This is a genomic window from Bradyrhizobium sp. S69 (genome assembly GCF_009766005.1).
Classification (GTDB): Bacteria; Pseudomonadota; Alphaproteobacteria; order Rhizobiales; family Xanthobacteraceae; genus Bradyrhizobium.
In genome coordinates this window covers 250,450-276,990 of sequence record NZ_LMUK01000027.1, presented here as the reverse complement: position 1 = coordinate 276,990, position 26,541 = coordinate 250,450, and the positions used below count along the sequence as shown (strand labels likewise).

Genomic DNA, 26,541 nt, shown 5'->3' with positions numbered 1-26,541 from the left:
AAAAAAACACAGTTTCTGGTCGAGCTGAAACTGTCACGGCTGGAATTCTTCCTGGCGCTGTTCGTGCTCTATACGGTGCTGGGCTGCCTGGTCGAAAGCCTCGGCATGATCGTGGTGACGGTGCCGCTATTGTATCCGGTGCTGGTGCAATACGGCATCGACCCGATCTGGTTCGGCGTCATCCTGGTGCTGTTCATCGAGATGGGCCAGATCTCGCCGCCGATCGGCATCAATCTGTTCGTGATCCAGAGCATCTGGACCGGCAAGCTCAAGGACGTCGTGTTGGGAACGGTGCCGTTCCATCTGTTGCTGTTCGTGCTGCTCGGCCTCTTGGTGCTGTTCCCCGACATCGCGATGTGGCTGCCGTCGCGAACGACCTTGGTGCCGTGACGGCGCGCCGTCTGGCGGCGAGTGAGGGTTGTCAGGCGTATTGCGCAATGCCGTTGCCGAACGACCAGTTTTCCTTCTTCACCTCGACCAGGGTGATGAAGACGTCTTCCCGCCGCAGCCCAAGCTGCTCGGAAAATCCGTCGGCGATCGCCTTGTACAGCGCCTGCTTCTGCGCCACCGAGCGCCCCTCGTTGAAGAATATCTGAACCATGACGAGGTCGTTGGTGCGGTGGATGCCGAGATAATCCGGATCGAACACAAAATTTTCGATCGCATGCTCGGCGATGATCTGGAAGCGGTCGTCCTTGGGAACGCCGGTATGGGCCACCATCGCCTCGTAGACGATCCGGCCGGCCTTTTGCCGATAGCTCGCGTCTTTTCCCTTTTGAAGGTCGATCCGTACCAGTGGCATCGCGCTCTCCCGTTTCCGGCCCGTCGCAGCGATCGCTGGGCGGCGCCATTACTTGCATATGCAAGCGATGATGATATGTGTGCATATGCAAGTAATCGTCAAGCCGGCATCATTCGAGGGTGAAAAATGGCCCGCCAATCCGAAACGGAGAAAAGCCTGTGCAATTGCACGGCCTTACGCAAGGCGACGCGGCGTGTCTCGCAGCTGTATGATTCTGCATTGGAGCCCTGCGGATTACGGACCACGCAGCGGTCGATCCTGATGCAGATCGCGCGGTCGGGACGTCCGCCGCCGCTCGGCGAACTGGCCGAGGCCCTGGTGATGGACCGTGGCGCGCTGACGCATACTTTAAAGCCGCTGCAGCGCGATCGGCTGATCGAGATCCGCATCGATCCCGAGGATCGCCGCAACCGGCTGGTGGCGCTGACCGCGGCGGGCCGCAAAAAGATCGCGGAATCCACCGCGCTCTGGAAGCGCGCGCAGGCGGGATTCGAGACCGCGTTCGGCGTCGCCAAATCGGCCGCGCTGCGCGAGGCGCTTGAATTCGTCGTCTCCGAGGATTTCGTCGCCGCCTTCAACCGGCGCAGCGACGCCAAGCACGCCTGATCTATTTGAGCGCCCGCTTGAGTTCTTGCGCCAGGAAATCGACCAGCGCGCGGACTTTTGTCGAGGGGCGCGGGCCGCCGGGAAACACCGCATGAACTTCGACTGGCGTAAGCTTGTAGCCGCGCAGCAGCGGCACCAGCAGGCCGGCCTTGATCTCGGGTCCCGCCATCGCGGTCGAGACCATCGCAATCCCGAGGCCCGACATCACGCTGGCGAAAACACCCGGACCGGAATCAGTATGAATGCGGCCGTGGACATCGACCGACGTCTCGGTGCCGTTACGGCTGAACGACCAGCTATCGCGGCCGTAATTGCCGGGCCCGAAGATGCAATCATGCGCGGCGAGATCCGCCGGCGTCTTCGGCGTGCCGCGCGCTTTCAGATAGGCGGGCGAGGCCACCATCATTCGCTCCAACGTCTCCAGCCGGCGCGCGCCGAAGGCGGAATCGCCAAGCTCGCCGAGCCGGATGGCGACGTCGGCGCCCTCCGCCACCAGGTCTTGCCGGTTGTCGGCAACCGACATCTCGACCCGCAGCAGCGGATGCAGCCCAAGAAACTTCGGCAGCCGGGGAATGATCTCGCGCGTCCCGTAGACCACGGGCAGCGCAAGTCGGATGGTGCCGCGCAACGAATCGAGGCCGCGCGCGGCATCCTCGGCATCTTCAAGCTCGGCCAGGATTTCGCGGGCACGATCCAGAAATAATGCGCCGGCGTCGGTCACATTGATGCGGCGCGTCGTGCGCAACAAGAGCGTGACGCCGAGCCGGGCTTCGAGTTCGCCGATGATGCGCGAAACCGATGGCTGCGACAGGCCGAGCTCGCGGCCGGCGCGCGAAAAGCTGCCGCTCTCCGCGGCGCGGACGAAGACGGCCAATTCCTGCCACCGGTCGCTCATTTGAATTCCAAATAAATGATGTCCAGATTTGCCGTATACCTGTTCTCCGTCGAATGAGCCAGAACTTGCGGGCCGACGCCAACAACGGAGACTTCCAATGGCCCTGCAAGACCGCCTCGACGCCTTCAAAGCCGATTTCACCTCCGGCAAATTGCCGTTCAAGCCCAGTCAAGAGCGGCTGCAAACCATGCAGCGCGCCACTGACGAGTTGATCGCCAGCGGCCAGGCGCAGCGCGCCAAAAAGGCCGGCGACACCGCACCGGATTTCACGCTGCTCGATCCCGACGGCCATCCCGTCTCGTCGCGCGAGCTGCTCGCCCGGGGACCACTGGTGATCTCGTTCTATCGCGGCGTCTGGTGCCCGTACTGCAACCTCGAACTGCAGGCGTTGCAAGAGACACTGGCCGACATCACCGCCCGCGGCGCCAGCCTGGTTGCGATCTCGCCGCAGACCGCGCCGAACAGCCGCAAGTCGCAGCGCGACAATAAACTGGGTTTCCCGATCCTGAGCGACGTCAAAAGCCAGGTCGCCAACGCGTTCGGCATCCGCTTTGCGCTGCCGGCCGATCTGATCGAGATCTATGCCGGTTTCGGCAACGACCTGCCTGGGATCAATGACGATCCGGCCTGGGTGCTGCCGATGCCCGCGCGCTATGTGGTTGGCACCGACGGCATCATCGCCTACGCCGAGGTCAACCCCGACTACACGCACCGTCCCGACCCCAGCGAATTGTTGCCGGTGCTGGATCGCCCGAAGACCAATAAGGCGGCGTGACGTAACGGGCCGGCGCGAGTTCCGCGTCGGCCTCCTTCACCACCCCACCACCACCACCTCATCATCAAATCCCAAAACGGCGACGTCTTTGCCGAACGGCTCTGTGCGCCCTCGAAACAGAAAGAACTGTGTCATGTCAAAATTGAATGGAAAAATCGCCGTGATCACCGGCGGCTCAAGCGGCATTGGACTCGCAGCCGCGAAGCGGTTCGTGGAAGAGGGCGCCCATGTATTCATCATGGGACGCCGCCAGAGCGAACTCGATAAGGCCAAAGCCGAGATTGGCAAAAACGTCTCCACCGTGCAGGGCGACGTCGCCAATCTCGACGACCTCGATCGGCTTTATAAAACGGTGAAAGGGGAAAAGGGCGGCGTCGACATCATCGTCGCCAGCGCTGGCATTGCCGAGCGCATCTTGACCCAGAATGTCACGCCGGCGGATTTCGACAAGACGTTCGGTATTAACGCCCGCGGCGTTTACTTCACCGTGCAAAAGGCGTTCCCGCTGCTGCGCAAGGGTGGCTCGATCGTGCTAGTCTCCTCCGGCCTGCATATGAAAGGCATTCCCGAGTACAGCGTCTACGCCGGCACAAAGGCCGCCATCCGCTCGTTCGCGCGCAGTTGGGCGATGGAGCTGAAGGATCGCGGCATTCGTGTCAACACGCTTTCACCCGGCATGATCGAAACGCCAATCGTCGACGGCCAGTTCAAGACCAAGGCAGAAGCCGACGGCGCACGGACCTTCTTTGCGGGCATCACGCCGCTCGGCCGCATCGGTCGCCCGGAAGAGATGGCCTCGGCCATTCTGTTCCTGGCGTCCGATGATTCGAGCTACAGTACCGGCATCGACCTCGTGGCCGACGGCGGCATCACGCAGCTCTGACCTGCGCCGCGAAATCGCGGGGCTCGCGGCGATCTGCCGCCGCCTCGCGTTTCGACACTTTCAAACCGGCCTCGCATTCGCATTCGCATCCGCACGTCGCCGCCTCGCCAGATAGACCAGCGCAACCGTTGCCGCGAGAATTCCTGCGGCGGCGGCGACCGCGAGTGCCCAGCGCGGGCCGAAGCTATCGGCCACCCAGCCTACGATCGGCGCACCGATCGGGGTGCCGCCCAGCGCGATCGCCAGCAGGATCGCGATCACGCGACCGCGCATCGCGGGTTCTGTCGAGGTCTGCACCAGGCTGTTGGTCGAGGTGGTCACGGTCTGCGCGGCGATGCCGACCACGAACAGCATGGCGCCGAACAGTGCGTAGCTCGGCATCAGCGCCGCCAGCGCGCAGCCGACGCCGAAGAGCGCGGCGCCCATGAGCAGCGTCGATATGCCGGTCTTTCGCCGGGTCGCGACCCCTAAGGCGCCGGTCACCGATCCCGCCGCCATCATCGAGGTCAAGAGGCCGTATTGGCCGGCGCCGGCATGAAACACCTTCACCGCCATGGTCGAGATGAAGATCGGAAAATTCAAGCCGAAGGTACCGACCAGGAACAGCATGAACAGGATGACCTTGAGATCGGGCCGCCGCCACACATAGCGAAAGCCTTCGACGAAACTGCCGCGGGCGCGCACGGCGCGATGGCCGGGCTTCGGTGCACGCAGGCGCAGCAGGCTCAGGGAGATCAGCACCGCGAGGAAGCTCACCGCGTTGAGCAGGAATACCCATCCGGAGCCGACGCCCGCGATCAGGCCGCCGGCAATCGCCGGGCCGATCATCCGCGCCGCATTGAACGACATCGAGTTCAGGCCCACCGCATTCGGCAAGTCGCGTTCCTCGACCAGTTCGGCCACAAAGGTCTGCCGTGCCGGCGAATCAAACGCGGCGGCGCAGCCCAAGAGAAATGCGAACACATAGACATGCCATAATCGAACCAGCCCGGTCACCACCAGCAGCCCCAGCCCGAGCGCCAGCAGTCCCATCGCGGCCTGGGTGCAAAACAGCACCTTGCGCCGGTCGAGATGATCCGCGGCGAAGCCGGTCAGCGGCAGCAACAGGATTTGCGGGCCGAACTGCAATCCCATCACGATCCCGACTGCGGTCGCGTTGCGGTCGGTCAGTTCGGTCAGGACGATCCAGTCCTGCGCGGTGCGCTGCATCCAGGAGCCGATATTGGACACCAGAGCGCCCGCGGCCCAGATCCGGTAGTTGGGGTTTCGCAGCGAGCGGAAGGTGCGCGTCAAAGCGAGGTCCGGCCCTGCGGCGGTGAATTACCGCCGTGAAACCGGCCGAACAAGCGAGCCGTCACGATGCCGAACAGCAGCATGCCGAGCCCAAGCGCGCCCGCATCATCAAGCGAATGCAGGTCGAACTCGCCGACGTGGCAGATCAGGAAATAGGCCGCGACCAGATTGGCAAAACCCCACCCCACATTGACCGTTGACGACGAGAGGCCTTCGCCGCGCGGCGTCGCGAACGGGCTCTGGAACGGGCGTCCCATCACGCCGCTGACGAAATGCGGAATGGCGTTGGTGAGGAAGACGCCGCCAAAGAAATAGGCCAGATAATGGTTCCACATGGTCAGGCGCTCCTTTTGTCGTCGTGCTGTGCCGCGTGCAGCAGATCGAGAATCTCTTGCGTGGTGCCGGTCTCGCTGATTTTTGGAAAGATCCGCGTCACGCTGTTGTGGTGGATGTCGGCATCCCTGTCGGTCATGGCATCGATCGCCAGCGTGACGTTGAAGCCGAGTTCGTGGGCGTGTCGCGCGGTGGATTCGACCCCGGCGCCAGTGGCGACGCCGATGATCACCACCTGGGTGACGCCATTGTCCCGCAGGTATTTTTCCAGATCGGTGTGGGTGAAGGCGCCGCGCGTCCGCTTGGTGACGCGGTGATCGCTCGGCTGCTGCTTGAGTTCGGCAATGAGATCGGTCCAGCCGGCGGGCATGCCGGGGGTCGAGAAGGATTGCTCGGCGCGGCCCGGAGGGCTGCCGTCGACATTGATCAACACCACCGGCAGTTGGCGTGCGCGAAACGCCTCGAGCAACGCGACCGAATTGTGGATCACGCCATCGATCGGATGCACGGTCGGCAGTCCGACGATGCCTTTCTGCAGGTCGACCACCAGCAAAGCGGTCTTCGGGTCGAGCGTGGTGATGGTCATATTCTTAACTGTCCTTGTTCGGAATCGTGTGCCGGCCTTAGCCCATGCAGGGGTCGTCAGGGATCGAGCAGGCGATTGAGAAGCCCCGTTGCGGCAGCGAGCTGCTCTTGCTCCTGTGGCGTGAGCTTGGTTTGAAGGTTGCGAAACAGCCAATCGTGCCGTGCCGCGCGGCCGTTCTTGATCAATTCCCGGCAGGCCGACGTCAGGGAAAGTATCGTTCGCCGCCCATCCTCCGGATCCGGCGATCCCTCGACCAGTCCCGCGGCTTCGAGCACGGCAATCGTCGCTCCCATGGATTGCGAGCGAACCCCTTCCACCCGCGCCAGCGCGGTGACCGTCGCGGGGCCCTCCCGATGCAGGCGCCCGAGCACCGACGTTTGCGAGGGTGTCAGATCTCCCGCCGATGCCTGCTCCCGCAGACGCCGCGTGAGTTTCTTGCTCAGCGTGTGCAGTTCCGCCGCCAGGGCAGAGGCGCGTGCGGCGTCGAGTTCTGCTTTCCGTTTGCTCATGCCGCAAGGTCTAGCAGATAGGAAGGCAAACTACAAAGGTAAACTTCGTATCAAGTTACGGTGATCGCGACCGTCATTTCGAGCCGTAAAGTCATGCGAATGCGGCTGATGCACGCCCGGCGATCAAAGAGACGCCAATATCGTTTGCGCCTTGTCCTGGGCTGCCGAGAATTCCGCCGTCGTGGCCATCACCTTGGCAGTTTCCGCCAGTGTCCTCGCGCCATCCAGCATGCCGAGACCTTTGCTGATTTCGGCGGCGAGCAGCGTCCCGCTGATCTTTCGCAACACGAGGTCGCAATCATTGGCGATCGCCAGGCTTCGTGTGATGGATTTCATGGCCATAGTGAGATCGCCGAGTTGGCAGCGGAAGTACGCATCGACGTGGGCAGTCTCGACTTCGAGGCGCGGCATGCCCATAACCTTGGCGTAGGCTTCGATGCCTTCCAGCTCCTTGCGCAATCTCGCGAACAGCGCCGAACCGTGACGGTCGGCTTGAATCCGCAGCCGGGATAATCGCGCCTGCTGCAGCACGTCGGCGTGGCTGCCTGCCGCAGCGAGGTTGACCGCATTGTCCGCTATCTGTTCCGCCAGCTTGAGGTTGTCCTCGCCCTTGAGGTTACGGCACAGGTCGGCGCAGTGCCTGGAGAAGATGCTGGCGGCCCGATTACGTTTCATCGCGGTCAGGGCTTTTATCGCACTATCGTATCGCGATCGCGCTTCGTCGAGGTTGCCGCGGATGTGCTCAATCAGTCCAAGGTAGCCAAAGGCAATCCATCGTACGGCCCGGTGTTCGTCCTGCTGCGAAACGATGTCGCGCAGCGCCGTTCCTGCCTTTGGCAAGTTCCCCAGCTCGATATCGACGAGCGCGCGGTTGAGACGTACAGACGCCGTCAACGCCGCGGGTGTTCCCCGGCGTTCGATCGGAAGCAGCGCACGCATGGCTTCGGAAAACAGCTTGCTGGCGTCGTTCAGTCGTCCCTGCACGAGGCAGAGCACGCCACATTCGTTGTACAGCCATGCGATATCGCCGGAATAGAACGGAAGATTTCGTTCCAACTTGTCGTTGAGAAACTTCTCTTCCTCGCGAATTTCTTTTTCATGCGCCTTAGCCCCGGCTCCAAATGTCTTGGAAAATTCGTCTAATTCGTTTTTTACACCCGTCCGCAGCAGTTGCTCAATTTCCTTGCCCCGCTTCAACAGCCAGCGAACTTGCTGGCGATGCTCCTCGAAATAACCTACGGCAGGCGGCACATTGCTATCGCCGAATTCATTGAAACGCGCGACCACGCCCACGCCGTAGACGGTTCGAATGGCTCCGTAGGCGGCGCGCAACATCCGGCTTTGCAACTCCGTATGCTCGTTCTGATCATTTCGGCTTTCATGCAGGCGGCTGTACGATGGATAGCGCGACAATGAGGCAAGGATCTCCCTGATCCTGCTCTGCGCGGAGATTGTCGGGTAGGGCAAGTCGTTGGGCTGGCTCGCATAGAGCGTCGGCATATACGATTCGATCTCGGCGTGCTCGACGAAGGGCTGCTTCAGCTGACGGAAGATATGCCGTTGGATGTGGCGATGAACGCCAAACCGTTCGGTTCCCTCTTGTTCGGGGAGGATTTTACAGGGCTTTGGCTCGAGGCGTTCCGGCTTCTTCTTTTGCTCTTGAGGCTCGAACCGGAAAATCAGACAGCGTTGAACCAGGATTTGCAATGCAGCGGCAACCACAGCCTTCCGGGCGCCGGGTGTTACGTCATTTCCAAAATCGGTGGACCAACCTGTCCAGGCTCGAAATTTCAACGCGACAAGGCAATCCTGCTCGATCGGGTAGCCGATCATGGATAGTACAACGAGTAGCTCTTCGCAAATTTCAGAAAGTCGATGAAAGAGCCGCGCTGGTTGATGTTTTTGAGCGGTCCATCCCAATGACTCGATCAGCTTTTTTAGAATATCCGGAAAAGCGGCTTGTCTGATGCCGCGGCGCCGATGGATGGCAATCGCTGCGCGTACGATGGAATCTTCGCGTGAAGGATCGTCGATGCCGCTGACCTCGTCGCGAATCCTGATGAGGGTTCGACCGAGCGCATCCTTGGTATTCGTCTCGACGACGAGCTCCTCGTCGGCGACGGCGAACGCAACGGTTATCGCAAAGCGATTTCCCCCGAAGGCCTTGAAAAACGTGCCAAACTCCCTGTCGATCTTCTCAAGATCGGAGTCGGATTTCTCCAGCGGTTTAGCGCGGCCAAGAGTGGCGATCTCTTTGACATATTCGTAACGATCGACGACACCTTCGGATATCTCGTTGCGTTTCGCCTGGTCTTTCAGAATTATCTGAGCGTCCCTTCCCAGGTCATTCAGCTGATCGGGGAAGAGACGGGGTTCCTTGTCGCGAGCGACGCAGACGATAGCGGCGAGTGTTCGGGGAAATGCGGCGGTTGCGACCACCGCTAGCATTGCCGGCTGCAGTCTCAGGAAAATGGCCACGTTTTCCGATGTGCGGCTGCCCCTGGGAGCCGGTATGCTTCGTCGTAGGTTAAGCCGGGTTATGACAGCCTCATCTTCAGCATCGCTCCGCAGGTGGTCGCTTGGTGAATGGACAATTTCAAGAGCCCATTTGCGGGGTGGTTCTTCCTTCAGAATCAAAATTTCCTTGGTCTTTGAAAATCTGTCGGACTCGTAGTCGCGAAATTCGGCCGGAATACCCCGTTCGTCGGTAATGAAAATCACGTCGATTCCGGCATCGGCATGTTCTTCGTCAAGCAACACCTTCATAATTCGCGTGACGTCTGCACTCTTGGCGATGCCTTGTTCGTCAAACAGCAGGTGTGTGGCATTGAAGAGCAGAACGAAACGGTTGCTGATTTCAGGTAGATCCTCGATTTTTCCGGCGATTACCTTAAACAGAAAGTCAAGCAGGCCAATCCGGTGTCCGGAATGCGGAGAAGCAGGCGTTGCGGGGCTCGATTCCTTTCCTGCGATCTGCTCGTAGAGCTTGTTAAATTCTTTGCGAGCCGCTTGATCTTCGCAATAGATGTTTTCAATCGTTTCACCCAGGAAACGCACAAGACGATCAAAGCCGGAGCCGAGCTCGACCGAGAAGCTGAAATTGAAAGCGAAGGCAGCAGAATATTTTGGCGTTCGCCATTTCTCTCGCCATGTGGCCTCAAGAAATTTGAGAAGTCCCTTATCTTCGGTCAGCGCTGAAAAGAAATGGCCCTTGCCGATGCCCCGCGCGCCGGCAAGCACGAAGACCCGCCGTCCTGTGGCGAGCATCGCTGAGTTCCTGCCTTCTCGGGAGACCAGAACGTGCCGGGATAGCGAGTAGCAGGCCCGCGCCAGGGTTTGACTGGTGTGGATACGAAAGCGACCATCTGGTGGTTCGTTGTCTTCGGAAGTGCTATTGTCCGGTGTTGCGTCACCCTTGTCGTTTGCCGCGCGAGCAGGTGGCTGAAAGTTGTAATCGGGAGGCAGATCGATGGCGCGGCGGCGATCAATCTTCGCGCCTTCCGCCAGCAACGGGCTGGCCTTTCCATTACCCCAGCCTTTCGAAGGGGAGGCCGGCAGGCGCGGTGCGATATCTCCGAACCATTCCTTGCGCCAATCGCTCCAGGTTTCCTGCAGGCGTGAAATGGTCGCCGAAAGAAAACCAGCCACTATGGAATCTTCGGTATTTTCCGCGATTATTTGCGCGGCCCTGGATTCAGGAAAATACTCATCAGGGTTGCCGCAAGCGGCTCGAATGCAAAAATCGAGGAGGTAATTGATGGCCTCCAACTCGCAGTTGATCAAAGACGGTGGTCGCCCCTCGATTTCGTAAACACTTTCGACTTTTATGGTCTTGAGACCCGGCTCGTCACAGATGACCACGAGTCGTCGGGATACGCCCGCTTCTTTATGTTCGTCTTCCCGCGCACCCGTTTTCTGTGTCGCCGCCTCACCGTTTGCCCCCGTTGTCTCGTCTTTTGATACCTCGCCTTTGCGTAGCTCGCCCTGAACGCTATCGAGCAATTCTTTTATCGCCTCATCGACTCCCTTGGCCGGTACCTTTCTCGAGCGTATCTCGATAATTTGTCTGGCGAGGAATCTGATCAATTTGATTAGGCCGGAAAGCAGGAATTCTTCTTTCCGATCGCCGCGGTCGAGGCTGCCTCTTCCGAAATGGATCGTATAAACACCGTAGCGTCTCAGCAGTGTAGCCTTTTCTTCCAACCTTGATTGCGCTCCTCTGAGATCTGGCAATAGAGCGATCGCATCGGACTCTCGGCCGCTCGGTCCCTCGCTCATGAAGTGTCGCAAGGGACGCAGCAGATCGTCCTCGCCCATCCCGTTGCCGACGAACAACAGCGCATTGCCACGAAACGCGAGGTTGATCGCTCCGTCGAGAAGATCGCGTCCGCGTCCGCGTCCGCTATCGTCACGCAAGTACAGTCGCTGATAATCGGCTTCGGTGGCGACGATATCGTCTCCATCGGTAGCGCGGCCATGCAGATGGACGACGTCAAGCGCAAAACGTCCATCCTGCACGGCGAAATCGATGAGGTGGGCCGCGCGCTGCTCATTGAACACGAAGTCACGTGCGCGTGCTTCCATCGTGTTTACGCTTTCTGCGATGAAGTTGTGGCCGGAAACGTCGTCGTGGCCGGATAGTCGCAGGCGATAGCCCCGATCGAGCATCATTCGCTCGATATCGAGATCGTAGTTGGTGGTGATAAAGCGCCGAACGCCTAGTCGGTTAACCAGCAACAATAGCGGGTCACGCTCCTGGTCGACCGTTTCGCCGCGAAAACGGCGTGGCTCGTCTCCGGTGGCCGGCAACTGGCTTGAGGCTTCGACTTCCTTTGATCTACGATCCGCTTCGGCTTCCTTTGATTTACGATCCGATACCCATCCCCGAAATCGCTCGTCACTTTCATATCCAGTTGTCGATGCCAACGCCGCGGCAACAATGAAGCGATGTGTCGGATTAAGAGAGGCGACTTGCGCGCCGCGATAGTTTCGAAATTCCTTGCAGAGCCTTACAAGAAACTCAAGTTTCGGTGGAATTCCCTCAATAATGTCGTCGAGTTTCGCCCAATCAAATATCGGCTCGTAGCGCGGTTGGGAGTTCGACAGATCGCGAGAAAGTGGTCGGTCGTCCAGATATCCCATCAGGTCGTTGATGACCGCATCGCCACTCTTCTTTTCCGCGTTGGAGCGATTCTTGTAGCTCGACTCGAACAAACGGCGGGCGTGTCCAGCGTCGTCATAGACAAGTTGTCTGGCTTTGCGGCGTACCGGGTTTAAGTCACGGGTGTTATGGCTTTTCACGCGATGGATGGCTTCCCCAAGTTCATCCGCGATCTGGAATAGGATGAGCAGACGCGCTGGAGGCATGTCCCTCCATGCGCCGTCTTCGTCAGCGCCGGGATTCGGCTTAAGCGCTTGGAGGGTATCGTAGATGATGTTGATCCGCGGATGCTTTACTTTGTAATCTGTTTTGCTTTTCCGATACGCGCGTTGCGCCGATTCCAGCAATTCGCGCACCAGTTCGCGCCAACTGATGCGTCCATAGGACATCGAGACGCCGGCCCCGACAAACGCCACGATGCGTCCGATATTGACCGCGCGGCTCAGCAATAGTTCGCCGTGCCGCTGGATCAAAACAGGATCCATGGTGTCGAGGACGAATTCCCGAGCGTAGGGCCAGTCGTGCACCAAGCCGCGGAGCGGATCATCAGATGAATCGGACATGATCGGGTGAGCCGGGAAAAGTTTGGGGCGGAAATATAATCAATCGCAGGTTGTAGTGTTGTCACAAGGAGAGGCCGAGCGCAAACACTTCGATGCTTGGCAATGCGCGAATTTGGTGGCCCAGATTTCCTCTGGGCCGCTCAGGCCGCGATATGTTTCCCCGCGATATACCCGAACGTCAGCGCCGGGCCGAGCGTGATGCCGGCGCCGGGGTAGTTGCCGCCCATGATGCTCGCCATGTCGTTGCCGGCGGCATACAGCCCCGCGATCGGGTGGCCGTCGGCATCGAGCGCGCGGGCGTTCTCGTCGGTCTTGATGCCGGCATAGGTGCCGAGGTCGCCGATCACCATCTTGATGGCGTAGAACGGGCCGTGCTGGATCGGCGCGATGCAGGGATTGGGGCCGTGCAGCGCGTCACCCTGATAGCGGTTGTAGGCGCGCGAGCCCTTGCCGAAATCCGGATCGCGCCCCTCCGTGGCGGTTTGATTGAATTTTTCGACGGTGGCCTCGAACGCCTTCGGATCGATCCCGGCTTTGGTTGCGAGTTCGGCCAGGGTCGCGCCGCGCAACAGATAGCCGGTGCGCAAATGATGACCGAGCGGCATCGGAAACGGCGGCACGCAGCCGAAGCCGTATTTGCGCAGGGAGCGATGATCGGTGATCAGGAACGCGGTGATCTCCTCGCCGGGCTTTGAGGCCTTGACCATCTCCTGGACAAAATCGTGGTAGGAATTGCCTTCATTGGCAAAGCGCACGCCGCCGCGTGTCACCGCGATCACGCCCGGCTTGGCGCGGTCGATGAAATGCGGCATCACGCCCTTGCTGCCGTCCTTGCGCGTGGTGATCGACACCGGTACCCAGGCCGCGGCATTCGGCAAGCTGTCCTCGACGTGGCCGCCGGCGGCTTCCGCCAGCCGCAATCCGTCGCCGGTATTGCCGATGGGGCCGGGCGAGAAGTGCTCGTTGCCGGTGGGGGCATGCGGGAACATCGCCTGGCGCCGGGCCACATCGTGCGGAAAGCCGCCGCAAGCCAGGATCACGCCGCGCCTTGCCGTGACGCGAATGCTTTGGCCGTCGCGCTCGATCACCGCGCCGCGGACTGCGCCGTCCTCGACGATCAGTTCGCGCACCGGCGACTTCAGCCATAGCGGTATCTTGAGGTCGAATGCCGATTTGGCGAGACGTCCGGCCAGTGCGTTGCCATTGGTCAAGGTCATGCCGCGGCCGTTGCGCAGCACGTCGATGCCGTGTTTCGAGAGGCGCTTGGCGACGTAGAACGCCGATGCAAACGATTTCGTCGCGCGCATGAAATGGATGATCTCCTTGCCGGAGCCCAGCATCATGCCGAATACGGTGAGCTCCGGCAGCGGTGCGCCGAGATCCCTGATGTGCTCGCCGAGTTCGTGGCCGTCGAACGGCCGCGTCACCATCGAGCGGCCGCCTTGCGCGCCGCCGGGCGCTTCGGCGTGATAGTCCGGAAACGTCAGCGGCATGTCGAAACGCAGCGCGGTCTTGCTGGTGAAGAAGTCGACCGCCTCCGGCCCGTTGCTCAGGAAGGCATCGACGCGGGCGGCGTCAAAAGAGTTACCGGCCTCGTGACGCAGATAGGTTCGCGCCTGGTCGGGGCTTTCGCTGATGCCCCAGGCCCGCGCCAGCGAGGTCCCGGGAATCCACAGCCAGCCGCCGGAGCGCGCGGTAGTGCCGCCGAACTGCGGCTCCTTTTCCACCACCAGGACGTTGAGACCGCGATGCCCGGCGGTGACCGCGGCCGAGAGGCCGGCGCAGCCGGAGCCGACCACCAGCACGTCGCATTGGTAGGTTTCTTGTTGTTGGTCATTTGCCACGTGAGACGATCCTACTTCTTGAGCAGCGGACATTTGGATTCGGCGACCGGACGATAGGCGTCGTCGCCCTTCACGGTCTTGACGATCTCGAGAGTGTCCCACGGCTCTTTCGACTCCTGTGGCTTCTTCACCCGCGCCAGATACATGTCGCGGATCACGCGGCCGTCCTCGCGCAGCCTGCCGCCGTGGACAAAGACGTCCTCGATCGGAAGCTCCCGCATCTTCGCCATTACTTTTTGCGGATCGTCGGTTCCGGCGGCCTTGATGGCTTTCAGATAATGCAGCACCGAACCATAGACCCCGGTATGGATCATGGTCGGCATGACATTCGTTTTGGCAAAGAACTTCTTCGACCAGGCGCGGGTCTTGTCGTCCATGTTCCAGTACGACGCCGTGGTCATGTAGGTGCCTTGCGCCGCCTCCAGGCCGATGGCGTGCACGTCGGTGTCGAACATCAGAAGACCGACCAGCTTCTGGCCGCCTTTCACCAGGCCGAATTCGCCGGCCTGCTTGATCGAATTGTCAGTGTCCTGGCCGGCATTGGCGAACGCGACCACGTCGGCTTTCGAGCCCTGCGCCTGCAAGGCAAAGGAGGAGAAGTCGGCCGTGTTGGTCGGATGCCGTACGCTGCCGAGCACGGTGCCGCCGAGCTCTTTGATAAACCGCGTGGCGTCCTTTTCGAGCTGCTGGCCAAAGGCGTAATCGGCGGTGATGAAGAACCAGGATTTGCCGCCCTCGTTGATCACGGCCGACGCGGTGACCTTGGACAGCGCATAGGTGTCATAGGCAAATTGTACGGTGTTCGGGCTGCACAGCTCGTCGGTTAGCGAACTCGCGCCGGGACCGGACAACAGCGCGATCTTGTTGCGGTCCCTGACCAAATTATGAACCGCAATCGCGATCCCTGAGTTGGGAATATCGGCGACGGCGTCGACCTTGCCGTTGTCGAACCATTCCCGCGCGATCTGGACGCCGACGTCGACCTTCATCTGGTGATCGGCGCTGACGATCTCGATCGGCTTGCCGAGCACGGTCGGGCCGAATTCCTCGACCGCCATTTTTGCTGCTTCCACCGAGCCGGGCCCGCTATTGTCGCGGCCCCAGCTCGAGAGATCGGTCAGCACGCCGATTCGAACGACATCATCGGAGATCTGCGCTGAAACGCCGGATGTCAGGCTTGCGAGTATGGCGCAAGCCAGCACGTACAATCTCACAGGCACTCACTCCCCATTGTTTCGTCCGCCTTGATGGCGGATCGCGGCCGCGGAGGTCCGCAGCGGGATGCGATCTTGCGGATGTTTGGATTTCGCTGTCAACCGTACGGATTTCGCTATGATCCGCATGACCTTACGGATCATTAATGTGGTCCGCGTTCGAACCCGGGAGGGACCGACCGCGACCCAATGAAGCAATGTCAAATTTCAGCTTCATAAAGATCGATGTGCCCGCCGCGGCTGGCACCTATGCTTACATTTCCGCCGACGGCGTCGATGCCGCCGGCGAGGCGGTCGGTAATTACGGCAACGTTGACGGGGAGGGCGACGGAACCTTCGACGGCTTCGTGACCGAGGGCAGCAGTGGGATAACCTACAACCCGCCTGGGTCAACCAACACCGACGTCGTGGGCATTACCTCAAGCGGGGAAATCTTCGGCGACTATGTCGACAACGTCCTCCACCAGCATGGGTTCGTCGACAACGCCGGCGTCGTTACGAAAGTCGATGTCTTCCTGGCCAACAGCACCACCGTCGACGGCGTTAACGGCAGCGGCGTGATCTACGGCGAATTTGCCGATAGCTCCAATCACGTCCATGGTTTTGTCGACACCAATGGCAGCTATACCCAGATCGACGTTCCCGGATCCTCCAGCACCTCGGTTGTCGGTGTCAATGCGAGTGGCCAGATTGCCGGCACGTCTACCGATGCCGACGGTGTCGGCCACGGATTCGTCGAAAGCGGCGGCGGTTTTACAACGATCGACCCGGCCGGATCGATCGACACCAGCATCGTCGGCATCGACGACGCTGGCGTGGTCGTCGGAAATTATCAAGACAGCGCCAACAACCTGCATGGATTTGTCGACACCAATGGCGTCATTACGACAATCAACATTTCGGGCGCCACCAGCACGAGTATTCAGGCCATCAACGCGGCCGGCGAAATCGTCGGCTATTATACCGACAGTGGCGGCAATGTTCACGGCTTTGTCGACCAAGGCGGCGTGATTGCGAGCGTCGATGTTCCCGGCGCAACGGAAACCGATATTATAGGCGTCAGCGCGAGCGGTGAAATCACCGGCTACTTCAACGATACGAGCGGCGACCAACATGGTTTCGTTGGCACGCCTGCCCCAGTGGTGATCGAGTCGTTTGGCTCGACCAGCCTGACGCAGGTCGGCGAAAATTATTATTTCTATGCCAACGGTACCAGCACGGGCCCGGAGCTGAGCGATGGCGGATCACCCGTTACGGCGGGTGAATTTTCCGGCTGGACGCCGATTGGCGGCGAGCAAATCTCGGGCGGCGGCTATGATGTAGCCTGGAAGAATGCGGCTACCGATGTCTACACGGTCTGGCAGACCGACAGCAACGGCAACATCATCAGCACTGTCGCCAGCTCGGTGTCGGGAACCAGCACGACGCTGGAATCGCTGGAGACCGCTTTTCACCAGGACCTCAACGGCGATGGCGTAATCGGTATCCCGACCACCGTGATCGAGCAGGCGGGCTCGACCAGCCTGACCCAGGTTGGTGAAAATTATTATTTCTATGCCAACGGCACCAGCACCGGTCCGGAGCTGAGCGTTGGCGGTTCGCCCGTTGTGGTGGGTGAGTTTTCCGGCTGGACGCCGATTGGCGCCGAGCAGATTTCGGGCGGCGGCTATGATGTGGCCTTGAAGAATGCGGCTACCGGCGCCTATACCGTCTGGCAGACCGACAGCCACGGCAACGTCCTCGCCGCTGTCGCGAGTTCGGTGTCGGGAACCAGCACGACGCTGGAATCGCTGGAGACGGTCTTTCACCAGGACCTCAACGGCGACGGGGTGATCGGTATCCCGGCCACCGTGATCGAGCAGGCGGGCTCGACCAGCCTGACCCAGGTCGGCGAAAACTATTATTTCTATGCCAATGGCACCAGCACCGGCCCGGAGCTGAGCGTGGGCGGCTCGCCCGTTACGGTGGGTGAGTTTTCCGGCTGGACGCCGATTGGCGCCGAGCAGATCGCGGGCGGCGGCTATGACGTGGCCATGAAGAATGCGGCTACCGACGCGTACACCGTCTGGCAGACCGACAGCCACGGCAACGTGCTCACCGCTCTCGCCAGCTCGGTGTCGGGAACCAGCACGACGCTGGAATCGTTGGAGACCGTCTTTCACCAGGACCTCAACGGCGACGGAGTGATCGGTATCCCGGCCATCGTGATCGAGCAGGCCGGATCGACCAGCCTGACGCAGGTTGGCGAAAACTATTATTTCTATGCCAACGGTACCAGCACCGGCCCGGAGCTGAGCGTTGGCGGTTCGCCCGTTGTGGCGGGTGAGTTTCCCGGCTGGACGCCGATTGGCGGCGAGCAGATCTCGGGCGGCGGCTATGACGTGGCTTTGAAGAATGCGGCGACCGACGCGTACACCGTCTGGCAGACCGACGGCAACGGCAACGTGCTCACCGCTCTCGCTAGTTCAGTATCGGGGACCAGCACGACGCTGGAATCGCTGGAGACCGTCTTTCACCAGGATTTCAACGGCGACGGGGTGATCGGTATCCCGACCACCGTGATCGAGCAAGCCGGCTCGACCAGCCTGACGCAGGTCGGCGAAAATTATTATTTCTATGCCAACGGTACCAGCACGGGCCCGGAGCTGAGCGTGGGTGGTTCGCCCGTTACGGCGGGTGAGTTTCCCGGCTGGACGCCGATTGGCGGCGAGCAGATTTCGGGCGGTGGCTATGACGTGGCCATGAAGAATGCGGCGACCGACGCGTACACCGTCTGGCAGACCGACGGCAACGGCAACGTGCTCACCGCTCTCGCCAGCTCGGTGTCGGGAACCAGCGCGACGCTGGAATCGCTGGAGACCGTCTTTCCACCAGGACCTCAACGGCGATGGCGTAATCGACACCGCCTCGACCGTGATCGAGGCGACCGGCAGCATCGTGTTGACGTTGAGCCACATGATTCAGGCGGCAACGATCGATGCGGCGGCGAAACTCGAATTGACCGGCGCTGACTCCGCGTCGGTCACGTTCAACGGCGCGACAGGTTCGTTAATACTCGACCACTCGTCCGGGTTCAGCGGTCAGGTGTTTAATTTCACCGGCGATGGCAACCCGTCGAGCTCGGATCAACTCGATCTGAAGGATATCGCATTCGCGGCGGGAACGACGGTTTCGTATACCGGCACCTCGTCCGGCGGGACGTTGACGGTCAGTGACGCCCAGGACCACACCGCGCAAATCAAGCTGGCCGGCGACTATACGAGTTCGACCTTCTCGCTATCCAGCGATGGAAGCGGCGGCACGGTCGTTATCGATCCCGTGGCGAAACAGGATGTCGCCGGCGGGACCCTTTCATTCGGCGATGCCGCTTCAACAGATCAGCAAGCCGTCGGCGTCACGCCGCTGAACGGCGGGGCAGGTTATATCGGAAACTTCACCGTCGATGCCGCCAATGCGCAGGACCAGGTCGGATGGCACTTCAATTTCGATTCCAGCCCGCCCGCCAGGACAATGACCCAATCGTACGATGTCACCGTCACCGACAACCATGCGGACGGCACCCACAGCTCGGCCACTCAAGCGGTCTCGGTGACCATCGCCGGCCCGGGCAATGACGCTTTTGTGTTCCACCCGGGGGTCGGCTCGGAGACCATCGTGAACGCCGGAAGCGCCGATACGATCGAGTTGGATGGATTCTCGTCGGTTGCCAACAGCCACCAATTGGCGCAGCTTTTGAGCGAGGCGCAAGCCGGCCAGCCGCAGTCGCTGTTCACGGCGGCGAACGGCGGCCACGATACCGTGATTAATCTCGGCAATCATGACAGCATCACCTTGACGAATGTCCATTTGGCGGACTTGCACGCGAACAATTTCATCATTCATTGAACATGATCTTCGGGCAAACGCTTTGCGTTCGTCCGGAGATCATGCTCAAATAAATAGATAGGGCGGAATGACGATTAAGTCATTCCGCTCTAGCCGCAAGGGCGAGGTTGGCGCGCCGCCTCGCGGCGGGACGCCGGTCAGGCCTCGGAACGATCGCCATCGAGGCCGCGGACCTCAATAACCCGACGCGGAGGTCGCGGCTGTCTCTTGCGTTCGGCCGGTCCTGAGGGCACTGTTCGGGCTGCGGCGCAGGCCGCCAAGAAGTGCAAAAAATCCGGGAAACATCCATGGCGGCAACGGCCACGCGGATCGACTGCGACATCCATCCCGCGGTGGAGGGAACGCGCACCACGCTGTTGCCCTATCTCGACGATCACTGGAAAGAACAGGTGGTCAGCCGGGCGATCGACGGTCTCGATCTCAATTCCTATCCGCCCAACATGCCGTTCTGCGGCCGCGCCGACTGGCGTCCTGCGCACGGCAAGCCGGGCAGCGATCTCGCGATGGTGCAGCGCGGCGCGTTCGACCAGCTCGGCGCCAGCCACGCGATCTGCAATGTGCTCTATGGCGCGCAGGCGGTGTTCGACCCCTACATGGCGGCGGCGTTTTGCAAGGCGATCAACGACTGGATCGCGGCCGAGTGGCTCGCCAAGGATTCACGGTTGCGCGCTTCGATTGTGGTGCCGATGCAGGCGCCGGATCTCGCGATCGAGGAGATCGAACGCCGCGCCGGCGACCACCGCTTCGTCTCGGTGCTGGTGCTGGCGCAAGGCGACATGCTGCTCGGCAAGCGGCATTTCTGGCCAGTCTGGCAGGCCGCCGAAAAGCACAAACTGCCGATCGCGATCCATGCCGGCAGCCAGTATCGCGGCGCGCCGAGCTCGATCGGCTGGCCGTCCTACCGCTACGAATATTATCTGGCCGAGGCTCAGGCGTTTCAGGCCCAGATCCTCAGTCTGGTTTACGAGGGCGTGTTCGGCAAGTTCCCCGGCCTCAAGGTGGTGCTGATGGAATCCGGCGTGAGCTGGCTGCCGGCGTTCATGTGGCGCGCCAACAAGACCTGGCGCGGCGTGCGCGTCGAGGTGCCCTGGGTCGAGCGTGAGCCGGCCGCGATCATCCGCGACCATATCCGGTTCACCATGCAGCCCTTCGATGGGCCGCCCGACGCGGCCGGCGTTGCCGACATCATCGAGCAGATCGGTTCCGACAAGATGTTCCTGTTCGCGTCCGACTATCCGCACTGGCAATTCGACGGCGACGACGCGATGCCGCCGCATCTGCCGGCCAGTATCGTCTCGCGTATGTGTGCCGACAATCCGCTTGAAACCTTTCCGCGGCTGAAGCTCGCCGCCTGATGTTTTCGTTGTCTAAAGGAGGATCGCATGAGTGATGTCATCGACCGCCCCATTCTGAAAGAGGAAGTCGCCGCCCAAAGCCGGCTGCGCATCATCGATTGCGATGTGCATCCGAGCATCCATGCGCAGAGCGACCTCTATCAGTTCATGCCGAAGCGCTGGCAGGAGCATCTGCAAACCTACGGCAGTCATTTGCGCACGCCCTATATCGGCACCACGCCCTATCCGCGGTCCTCGCCGCTGATCGCGCGCCGCGATGCGTGGCCGCCGACCGGCGGACCGCCGGGGTCCGATCTCGCCTTCATGCAGAAGCAGCATCTCGATCCGCTCGATGTCGAGTACGGCATCCTGCAGGTGCTGGATCTCTTTATCTTCTCGCAACAGAACCTCGAATTCGGCGCGGCGATCCAGCGCGCGATCAACGATTGGCAACTGGCGTTCTGGTCCGACCGCGACCCGCGGCTGAAGGCCTCGATCCTGGCCGGCCAGGACGACACGGCGTTGGCGATCGCCGAGATCGAGCGCTGCGCGAAAATCGGCCGTTATGTGCAGATCAATGTCTGCCCGCGCGCCAACGAGCCGCTGGGACGGCGCCGCTATTGGCCGATCTACGCGCGCGCCCAGGAACTCGGACTGCCGCTCGGCATTCATGTCGGCGGTTATGGCGGACATGCGCCGACCGGCGGCGGCTGGCCGTCGTTTTATGTCGAAGAGCACCAGAGCAACGCGCATACGGTGGCGGCGCAACTGACGAGCCTGGTGCTCGAAGGCATTCCGGAACGCTTTCCGGAACTCAAGATCGTGTTCATCGAAGGCGGCTTTGGCTGGATTCCGTCGGCGACCTGGCGGATGGACCGGCATTTCGAGGCGTTCCGCAGCGAGGTCCCGCATCTCAAGCGGCGGCCGTCGGAATACGTCAAGGAGCACTTCTGGTTCACGACGCAACCGATCGACGAGCCGGATGAAGCAAAACATCTGCGGGCGCTGATCGAATGGGTCGGCGTCGACCGGCTGCTGTTTTCGTCGGATTATCCGCATTGGGATTTTGACGATCCGCGCTTTGCCTTCAAGACGCCGCTGTCGGAAACCGAGCGGGCCAAGATCTTCAGCGGTAACGCCCGCGCGCTGTACAAACTCTGAAGCGTCTCGCATGGCCCGTCACATCGTCGCCCGCACCAGCGATATCCCACCCGGCGGCAACAAGGTGTTCGGCGTCGAGGGGCGCGACATCGTCGTGTTCCACGTCAACGGCGAGTTCTTCGCGCTGCTCAATCGCTGCCCGCATGAAGGCGCGCCACTCGAAAAAGCCGCATGCGTGGCGCGGCTGACCTCGCCGGAGCCGGGCGTCTACCAGCGCTCCCGGGCCGGCGAAATGCTGCGCTGTCCCTGGCATGGCTGGGAATTCGACATGCGCAACGGGCAATCCTGGTTCGACCCCAAGCGCGTCAAGGTGCGCTCTTTTCCGGTCGCGGTCGAAAGTGGCCAGGAACTTGCGCAAGAACTGGCGCAAGAGCTCGCCGAAGGAATGGCCAAAGGCCCCTATGTGGCCGAAACCTTTCCGGTGCATATCGAGGACAGCTACGTCATCGTCGAGACCAACTGACGAGTCGCGTTAGCGGCAGCGAATGCGCGGGCTGTGCTGGGCTTCTGTACCCATATGAAACCGTGATGCAAAGCTTCACGCTGCGATAACCAATGCGACCGAAACTTGTCACGAATTAGCGGGAAGAATATCCAGTCGGACTATCCATGGCAGGCGTAACCATGGGCGAATGACATGTTCCGTGTTCTTAGCTGTCTTGCCGTTGAGCACGATTGGCGGCTGGTGCTGCTGGCCGGTCTGGTTTGCTTCGTCGCAAGCATTGTCGCGGTCAATATCTTTCATCGTGCGATTGCCTCGCAAGCCAGAACGCGCCTGATCTGGATTGCGATTGCCGGCGCTGCGATCGGATATGGCATCTGGGCGACGCATTTCATTGCAATGCTGGCGTATGAGCCCGGCGTTCCGATCGCCTACGGCTTCGTTCTGACGGCATTGTCGCTCGCGACCGCCGTGGTCCTCACTTCTATCGGTCTTGGCTTTGCCGCGAGTTATCCCGGGCCACGGCGCGCGCCCATTGGCGGCGCCATCATCGGTGCAGGCATTGCCAGCATGCACTATCTTGGTATGTGGGCCCTGGAAGTTCCGGGCCGGGTGGTCTGGTCGCTGGACCTCGTGTTCGCATCCATCGCTCTCGGGATGGTCTTGGGTTCTGCCGCGCTTGCCATCGCGGTACGCTACACGGATAAATGGGGAACATTTGCAGCTGCGCTTTTGCTGACGCTTGCAATCGTCTCACATCACTTCACTGCGATGGGCGCGGTGGAGATCGTTGCGGATCCGACGCGGGGGCCTGACGCCGCGTCGCTCTCTCCCGCCTTTCTCGCCGTAGCGATCGCCGGCGTGGCTTTATCGGTACTCGGCATGAGTCTGGTCGGCGTGCTGGCGGATCGCCGCCTTGCCAACCGAACCCGGAAATTTGAAGAAATAATCAGCCAGCTTTCGCATGCTCAGCGGCAGATCGAGGACTCCCAAAGCGAATTGCGCGAACAGAAAACCAGGCTGGATAGTGCGCTCAACAATATGGGCGAGGGTCTGTGCATGTTCGATGCGGAAAAACGGCTGGTCGTCTGCAATGACAGGTACGCCAGGATGTACCGGCTGCCGCCGGAGCTGCTAGGCGCCGGGACACCTCATCGCGAAATCATCAAACATCGCATCACCAACGGCATCCTCAAGGGGCCGACCAGCGATCATGCCGCAAACCAGCTCATTTCCACCCTCGGCGCGTTGCCGGCCGACGCCACCTCGAGCCGGATTGACGAACTCGCGGATGGCCGGTTGATCTGCGTGACGCGGCAGCCGATGGCGCGCGGCGGCTGGGTGGCAACACACCTCGACGTCACCGAGCAACGCAGGTCTGAAGCCAAGATCACCTATATGGCGCAGCATGACGCGCTGACCGACCTGCCAAATCGCCTGCTGCTCCGGGAACGGCTGGAGCAGGCCCTTGCACGCACCAACAGGGGAGGGCCCGGTTTGGCGGTGCTGATGCTCGATCTCGATCGTTTCAAGGAAGTCAACGACACGCTGGGACATCCGGCAGGCGACACCCTGCTGCAAGCCGTTGCCGCGCGGTTGCGTCAATGCGTCAGGGAAGCGGCCTTTATCGCCCGCCTCGGCGGCGATGAGTTTGCCGTTATCGAGTGCGTGGCCAATCCGGCTACCGAGGCCACAGCTCTGGCCGAGAGAATTCGGATGGCACTCTGCGAACCATTCGATCTTGGCGACAATCAGGTGACCACCGCAACCAGCATCGGCATTGCGATCGCGCCGGCCGATGGCAATGATTCCGAAAAGATATTGAAGAGCGCGGATCTCGCGCTCTATTCAGCCAAAACCAGTGGTGGTGGCACGTTCCGTTTCTTCGAACCGAAGCTCGACCAGCTCATGCATGCCCGCCGTAACCTCGAACGGGATCTGCGCAATGCGCTCGTCAACGGCGAGTTCGAACTGCACTACCAGCCGTTTGTCGACGTCAAGAGTGGCGAAATCCACGGCTGCGAGGCGCTGCTGCGTTGGCATCACCCCGAGCGCGGCTTGGTCATGCCCGCGGACTTTATCCCGCTTGCGGAAGAAACCGGGTTGATTGTGCCACTGGGAGAATGGACGCTGAGGGCGGCGTGTGTCGAGGCGGCCAAATGGCCCGCCGATCTCAAGATCGCGATAAACCTGTCACCCGCTCAATTCAGAAGCAAGAAGCTCGTTCCAGTCGTGATCGATGCGCTCGCGGCATCGGGGCTCGCGCCACAAAGACTTGAGCTGGAGGTTACCGAGACGGTCATCATGCATGACAGCGAAGCGGTATTCGCGGCATTGGGCCAACTGCACAAATTGGGCGTGCGCATCGCCCTGGACGATTTCGGCACCGGCTATTCATCTCTCAGTTTTCTGCAAAAATTCCCGTTCGACAAAATCAAGATCGATCGCAGCTTCGTCAATGAGTTGTCGGGTGAAAACGAAGAATCGCGCCTGATCGCGCATGCCGTGGTTCGATTTGCCGTCAGCCTCGGCAAGACGACGACGGCCGAGGGCGTTGAAACCAGGGAGCAACTGGATGCCTTGCGCGCGGAGGCATGCGTGCAGATGCAAGGCTATTATTTCAGCCGGCCGATCGGCGGCTCCGAAGTTGCGCAGATGCTGCAACGACTGGTCCGGAAAGCTGTAAACGCCGCCTAGAGCTTGGCTGGGCAAAGGCGCATCCGCCATGATCGGCGGATCGTGCAAGGCTTCTTTTTTCGTATCCCCTGTCGAAATTTCATCCGGCTGTGATAAGACGGCCCCGGCAGTTGCTTTTCAAGACGGGTGCGGACGGATGTCGAAGCAGGCGATGCGTGAAGAGGCGGAGCGGCTGATCCGCGAAACCATGGCGAAGAAGGCCCTTGTCATCAAGCAGGGCAATACCCGGATCGAAGCGGTCTGCGGCAAATGCGGCGCGCCAAATCGCGTCTCGGCGGAAAAAGGCGTCACGCGGGTAAAATTCGCCTGCAAGGAATGCGGCCACAAGCAAGAGACGCTGTAGCTTTCCGTCATGGCCGGGCTTCGTCCCGGCCATCCACGTCTTTCTTGTTCGAGATGTAGCAAAGACGTGGATGCCCGGGACAAGCCCGGGCATGACGAATTCTTAGGCTGTCTTCGCGTTCGGCTACTTTAAAACTTCGCAGACGCTTTGGTGATCTTGCGGGACGATCCGCGCATTGCGCGCCGAAACCGCGCTCCACCAGCCCTCCAGCGCCTCACGCTCGCAGGCCAGTTTGACGCTCATGCCGTCGGCGAATTTGATCCAGTCTTCGAATCGGTGGCTGGGCACCGCGATCACGACCGGAATATCCGCGCTCAGCGCGCGCTCGACCAGATAGGACAGGCCCTTGCCTTCGCGCTCCTGGCGGCCGAAGCGGTTGACGATCAAAAGATCGGCGCCTTGGTCGATCGCGTCGGCGATCTGCTGGCCGGCGTCGAGCAACTGGCCGACATCGAGCCGGCAGCCGGTCGAGCAACTGCCGAGGTCCTGGAACAGGCGCAACTGTTCGCCATTGTGCACCAGCATCGCCGACAGATTGTCGTCGACGCAATGGTGGCCAAGCTGCACCAGCCCGACCGCGCGATAGCCGCGATGGTTCAAATCGGCGGCGAATTCCCGCAGAATCTGGTCGGGGTCCTGATGCTTGTCGTAGACCAAAGCTGCGAGGTCGCACAGGGAGTCGAACATGATGGGCCTTCGAAGGTCGTTGTAGCGGCAACCATATCACGGCCTCGGCCTGCCGACTACCGGGCGCCGGTCAGGCCGCCCGTAACGGCGGCCCGGCCGCTTCCAGTTCGTTGACCTCGGCATCGGTAAAGACCCGGCTGCGGGTCAGGAACCGGACCCCTTCGGGCGCTTCCAGCGAGAATCCCGCGCCGCGCCCGGGCACCGCGTCGATGATCAGCTGGGTATGCTGCCAATATTCGAATTGCGCGGCGCCGATGTAGAATTGACAGCCGGAAATCTCGCCCAGCAGCACGTCCTGCGGGCCGACCCGGAAATCGCCCTTGGGGTAGCACATCGGCGCCGAACCGTCGCAGCAGCCGCCGGACTGGTGGAACATCAGGGCGCCGTGCATGGCCTTGAGCCGTGCGACGACTTCCGCCGCCTTGTCGGTGATCTCGACGCGATGAACCATGATCAAACCCTCCTCGTCATTGCGAGCGAACGGGTCCGGCCTATGGCCGGCCCGATGACAGGCTCCGCGAAGCAATT

The 26,541-nt window shown here is 61.0% G+C and carries 23 protein-coding genes; 11 read left to right on the top strand and 12 right to left on the bottom strand.

Annotated features, from left to right (window positions below; genetic code table 11):
- On the top strand, window positions 1-390 hold a 390-nt coding region (locus GSQ88_RS11745; RefSeq protein WP_159007905.1), incomplete at its 5' end, for a TRAP transporter large permease subunit.
- A 31-nt stretch (window positions 391-421) separates the two neighbouring features.
- On the opposite strand, the gene GSQ88_RS11740 is transcribed toward GSQ88_RS11745, so the two are convergent.
- On the bottom strand, window positions 422-802 hold the full coding sequence (locus GSQ88_RS11740; protein WP_159007904.1) for a tautomerase family protein: 381 nt from the start codon (window positions 800-802) through the stop codon (window positions 422-424).
- 126 nt (window positions 803-928) lie between these two features.
- Between GSQ88_RS11740 and GSQ88_RS11735 the strand changes: the two genes are divergently transcribed.
- Window positions 929-1,408: a MarR family winged helix-turn-helix transcriptional regulator gene (locus GSQ88_RS11735; RefSeq protein ID WP_159007903.1), complete on the top strand. Its 480-nt coding sequence runs from the start codon at window positions 929-931 to the stop codon at window positions 1,406-1,408.
- 1 nt (window position 1,409) lies between these two features.
- On the opposite strand, the gene GSQ88_RS11730 is transcribed toward GSQ88_RS11735, so the two are convergent.
- A complete protein-coding gene (locus tag GSQ88_RS11730; protein ID WP_159007902.1) occupies window positions 1,410-2,303 on the bottom strand; it encodes a LysR family transcriptional regulator in 894 nt (297 codons plus the stop codon).
- A gap of 97 nt (window positions 2,304-2,400) precedes the next feature.
- Between GSQ88_RS11730 and GSQ88_RS11725 the strand changes: the two genes are divergently transcribed.
- Window positions 2,401-3,078 (top strand): peroxiredoxin-like family protein, encoded by a 678-nt coding sequence (locus GSQ88_RS11725; RefSeq protein WP_159007901.1) that lies wholly within the window; start codon window positions 2,401-2,403, stop codon window positions 3,076-3,078.
- Between the two features lie 133 nt (window positions 3,079-3,211).
- A complete protein-coding gene (locus GSQ88_RS11720; RefSeq protein ID WP_159007900.1) occupies window positions 3,212-3,961 on the top strand; it encodes an SDR family NAD(P)-dependent oxidoreductase in 750 nt (249 codons plus the stop codon).
- A 60-nt stretch (window positions 3,962-4,021) separates the two neighbouring features.
- On the opposite strand, the gene GSQ88_RS11715 is transcribed toward GSQ88_RS11720, so the two are convergent.
- The 7 genes from GSQ88_RS11715 to GSQ88_RS11685 all read right to left on the bottom strand — a co-directional run bounded on the left by GSQ88_RS11715 (window position 4,022) and on the right by GSQ88_RS11685 (window position 15,464).
- Window positions 4,022-5,254, bottom strand: coding sequence for an MFS transporter (locus tag GSQ88_RS11715; RefSeq protein WP_159007899.1), 1,233 nt, complete (start codon window positions 5,252-5,254; stop codon window positions 4,022-4,024).
- The gene (locus tag GSQ88_RS11710) at window positions 5,251-5,589 is read right to left on the bottom strand and encodes a hypothetical protein (RefSeq protein WP_159007898.1); all 339 of its coding nucleotides are present in this window, start codon (window positions 5,587-5,589) and stop codon (window positions 5,251-5,253) included. The genes GSQ88_RS11715 and GSQ88_RS11710 overlap by 4 nt, the downstream gene beginning before the upstream one ends.
- 2 nt (window positions 5,590-5,591) lie before the next feature.
- Window positions 5,592-6,173, bottom strand: a complete 582-nt coding sequence (locus tag GSQ88_RS11705; RefSeq protein WP_159007897.1) for an isochorismatase family protein — start codon at window positions 6,171-6,173, stop codon at window positions 5,592-5,594.
- Between the two features lie 56 nt (window positions 6,174-6,229).
- Window positions 6,230-6,682, bottom strand: coding sequence for a MarR family winged helix-turn-helix transcriptional regulator (locus GSQ88_RS11700; protein WP_159007896.1), 453 nt, complete (start codon window positions 6,680-6,682; stop codon window positions 6,230-6,232).
- A gap of 123 nt (window positions 6,683-6,805) precedes the next feature.
- A complete protein-coding gene (locus tag GSQ88_RS11695; RefSeq protein ID WP_159007895.1) occupies window positions 6,806-12,406 on the bottom strand; it encodes an SIR2 family protein in 5,601 nt (1,866 codons plus the stop codon).
- Between the two features lie 140 nt (window positions 12,407-12,546).
- The gene (locus GSQ88_RS11690) at window positions 12,547-14,250 is read right to left on the bottom strand and encodes an FAD-dependent oxidoreductase (protein ID WP_246735235.1); all 1,704 of its coding nucleotides are present in this window, start codon (window positions 14,248-14,250) and stop codon (window positions 12,547-12,549) included.
- A gap of 11 nt (window positions 14,251-14,261) precedes the next feature.
- Window positions 14,262-15,464: an ABC transporter substrate-binding protein gene (locus tag GSQ88_RS11685; RefSeq protein WP_159007919.1), complete on the bottom strand. Its 1,203-nt coding sequence runs from the start codon at window positions 15,462-15,464 to the stop codon at window positions 14,262-14,264.
- Window positions 15,465-15,661: 197 nt separating this feature from the next.
- On the opposite strand from GSQ88_RS11685, the gene GSQ88_RS11680 reads away from it, so the two are divergent.
- The 5 genes from GSQ88_RS11680 (at window position 15,662) to GSQ88_RS11660 (ending at window position 22,307) form a co-directional block, all read left to right on the top strand.
- Window positions 15,662-18,475 (top strand): hypothetical protein, encoded by a 2,814-nt coding sequence (locus GSQ88_RS11680; protein ID WP_159007893.1) that lies wholly within the window; start codon window positions 15,662-15,664, stop codon window positions 18,473-18,475.
- Window positions 18,378-19,349 carry a hypothetical protein gene (locus tag GSQ88_RS11675; protein ID WP_210253788.1) on the top strand — a complete coding sequence of 324 codons (972 nt, stop codon included), beginning with the start codon at window positions 18,378-18,380 and terminating at the stop codon, window positions 19,347-19,349. The genes GSQ88_RS11680 and GSQ88_RS11675 overlap by 98 nt, the downstream gene beginning before the upstream one ends.
- Before the next feature lie 287 nt (window positions 19,350-19,636).
- Entirely contained in the window at window positions 19,637-20,704 is a 1,068-nt protein-coding gene (locus GSQ88_RS11670; protein WP_159007891.1) for an amidohydrolase family protein, read from the top strand.
- Between the two features lie 27 nt (window positions 20,705-20,731).
- Window positions 20,732-21,844, top strand: coding sequence for an amidohydrolase family protein (locus tag GSQ88_RS11665; protein WP_159007890.1), 1,113 nt, complete (start codon window positions 20,732-20,734; stop codon window positions 21,842-21,844).
- Window positions 21,845-21,854: 10 nt separating this feature from the next.
- Window positions 21,855-22,307, top strand: coding sequence for a Rieske (2Fe-2S) protein (locus tag GSQ88_RS11660; protein WP_159007889.1), 453 nt, complete (start codon window positions 21,855-21,857; stop codon window positions 22,305-22,307).
- A gap of 108 nt (window positions 22,308-22,415) precedes the next feature.
- On the opposite strand, the gene GSQ88_RS35600 is transcribed toward GSQ88_RS11660, so the two are convergent.
- Window positions 22,416-22,589 carry a hypothetical protein gene (locus GSQ88_RS35600; RefSeq protein WP_246735238.1) on the bottom strand — a complete coding sequence of 58 codons (174 nt, stop codon included), beginning with the start codon at window positions 22,587-22,589 and terminating at the stop codon, window positions 22,416-22,418.
- On the opposite strand from GSQ88_RS35600, the gene GSQ88_RS11655 reads away from it, so the two are divergent.
- On the top strand, window positions 22,530-24,983 hold the full coding sequence (locus GSQ88_RS11655) for a bifunctional diguanylate cyclase/phosphodiesterase (protein ID WP_246735237.1): 2,454 nt from the start codon (window positions 22,530-22,532) through the stop codon (window positions 24,981-24,983). The two genes, GSQ88_RS35600 and GSQ88_RS11655, sit on opposite strands and share 60 nt — an antisense overlap.
- Before the next feature lie 136 nt (window positions 24,984-25,119).
- Window positions 25,120-25,326: a hypothetical protein gene (locus GSQ88_RS11650; RefSeq protein ID WP_159007918.1), complete on the top strand. Its 207-nt coding sequence runs from the start codon at window positions 25,120-25,122 to the stop codon at window positions 25,324-25,326.
- 123 nt (window positions 25,327-25,449) lie between these two features.
- On the opposite strand, the gene GSQ88_RS11640 is transcribed toward GSQ88_RS11650, so the two are convergent.
- Both GSQ88_RS11640 and GSQ88_RS11635 read right to left on the bottom strand, forming a co-directional pair.
- Window positions 25,450-26,013 (bottom strand): DUF2478 domain-containing protein, encoded by a 564-nt coding sequence (locus GSQ88_RS11640; RefSeq protein WP_174247985.1) that lies wholly within the window; start codon window positions 26,011-26,013, stop codon window positions 25,450-25,452.
- Window positions 26,014-26,083: 70 nt separating this feature from the next.
- Window positions 26,084-26,464, bottom strand: a complete 381-nt coding sequence (locus GSQ88_RS11635) for a DUF779 domain-containing protein (protein ID WP_159007886.1) — start codon at window positions 26,462-26,464, stop codon at window positions 26,084-26,086.
- Window positions 26,465-26,541: the final 77 nt, after the last annotated feature.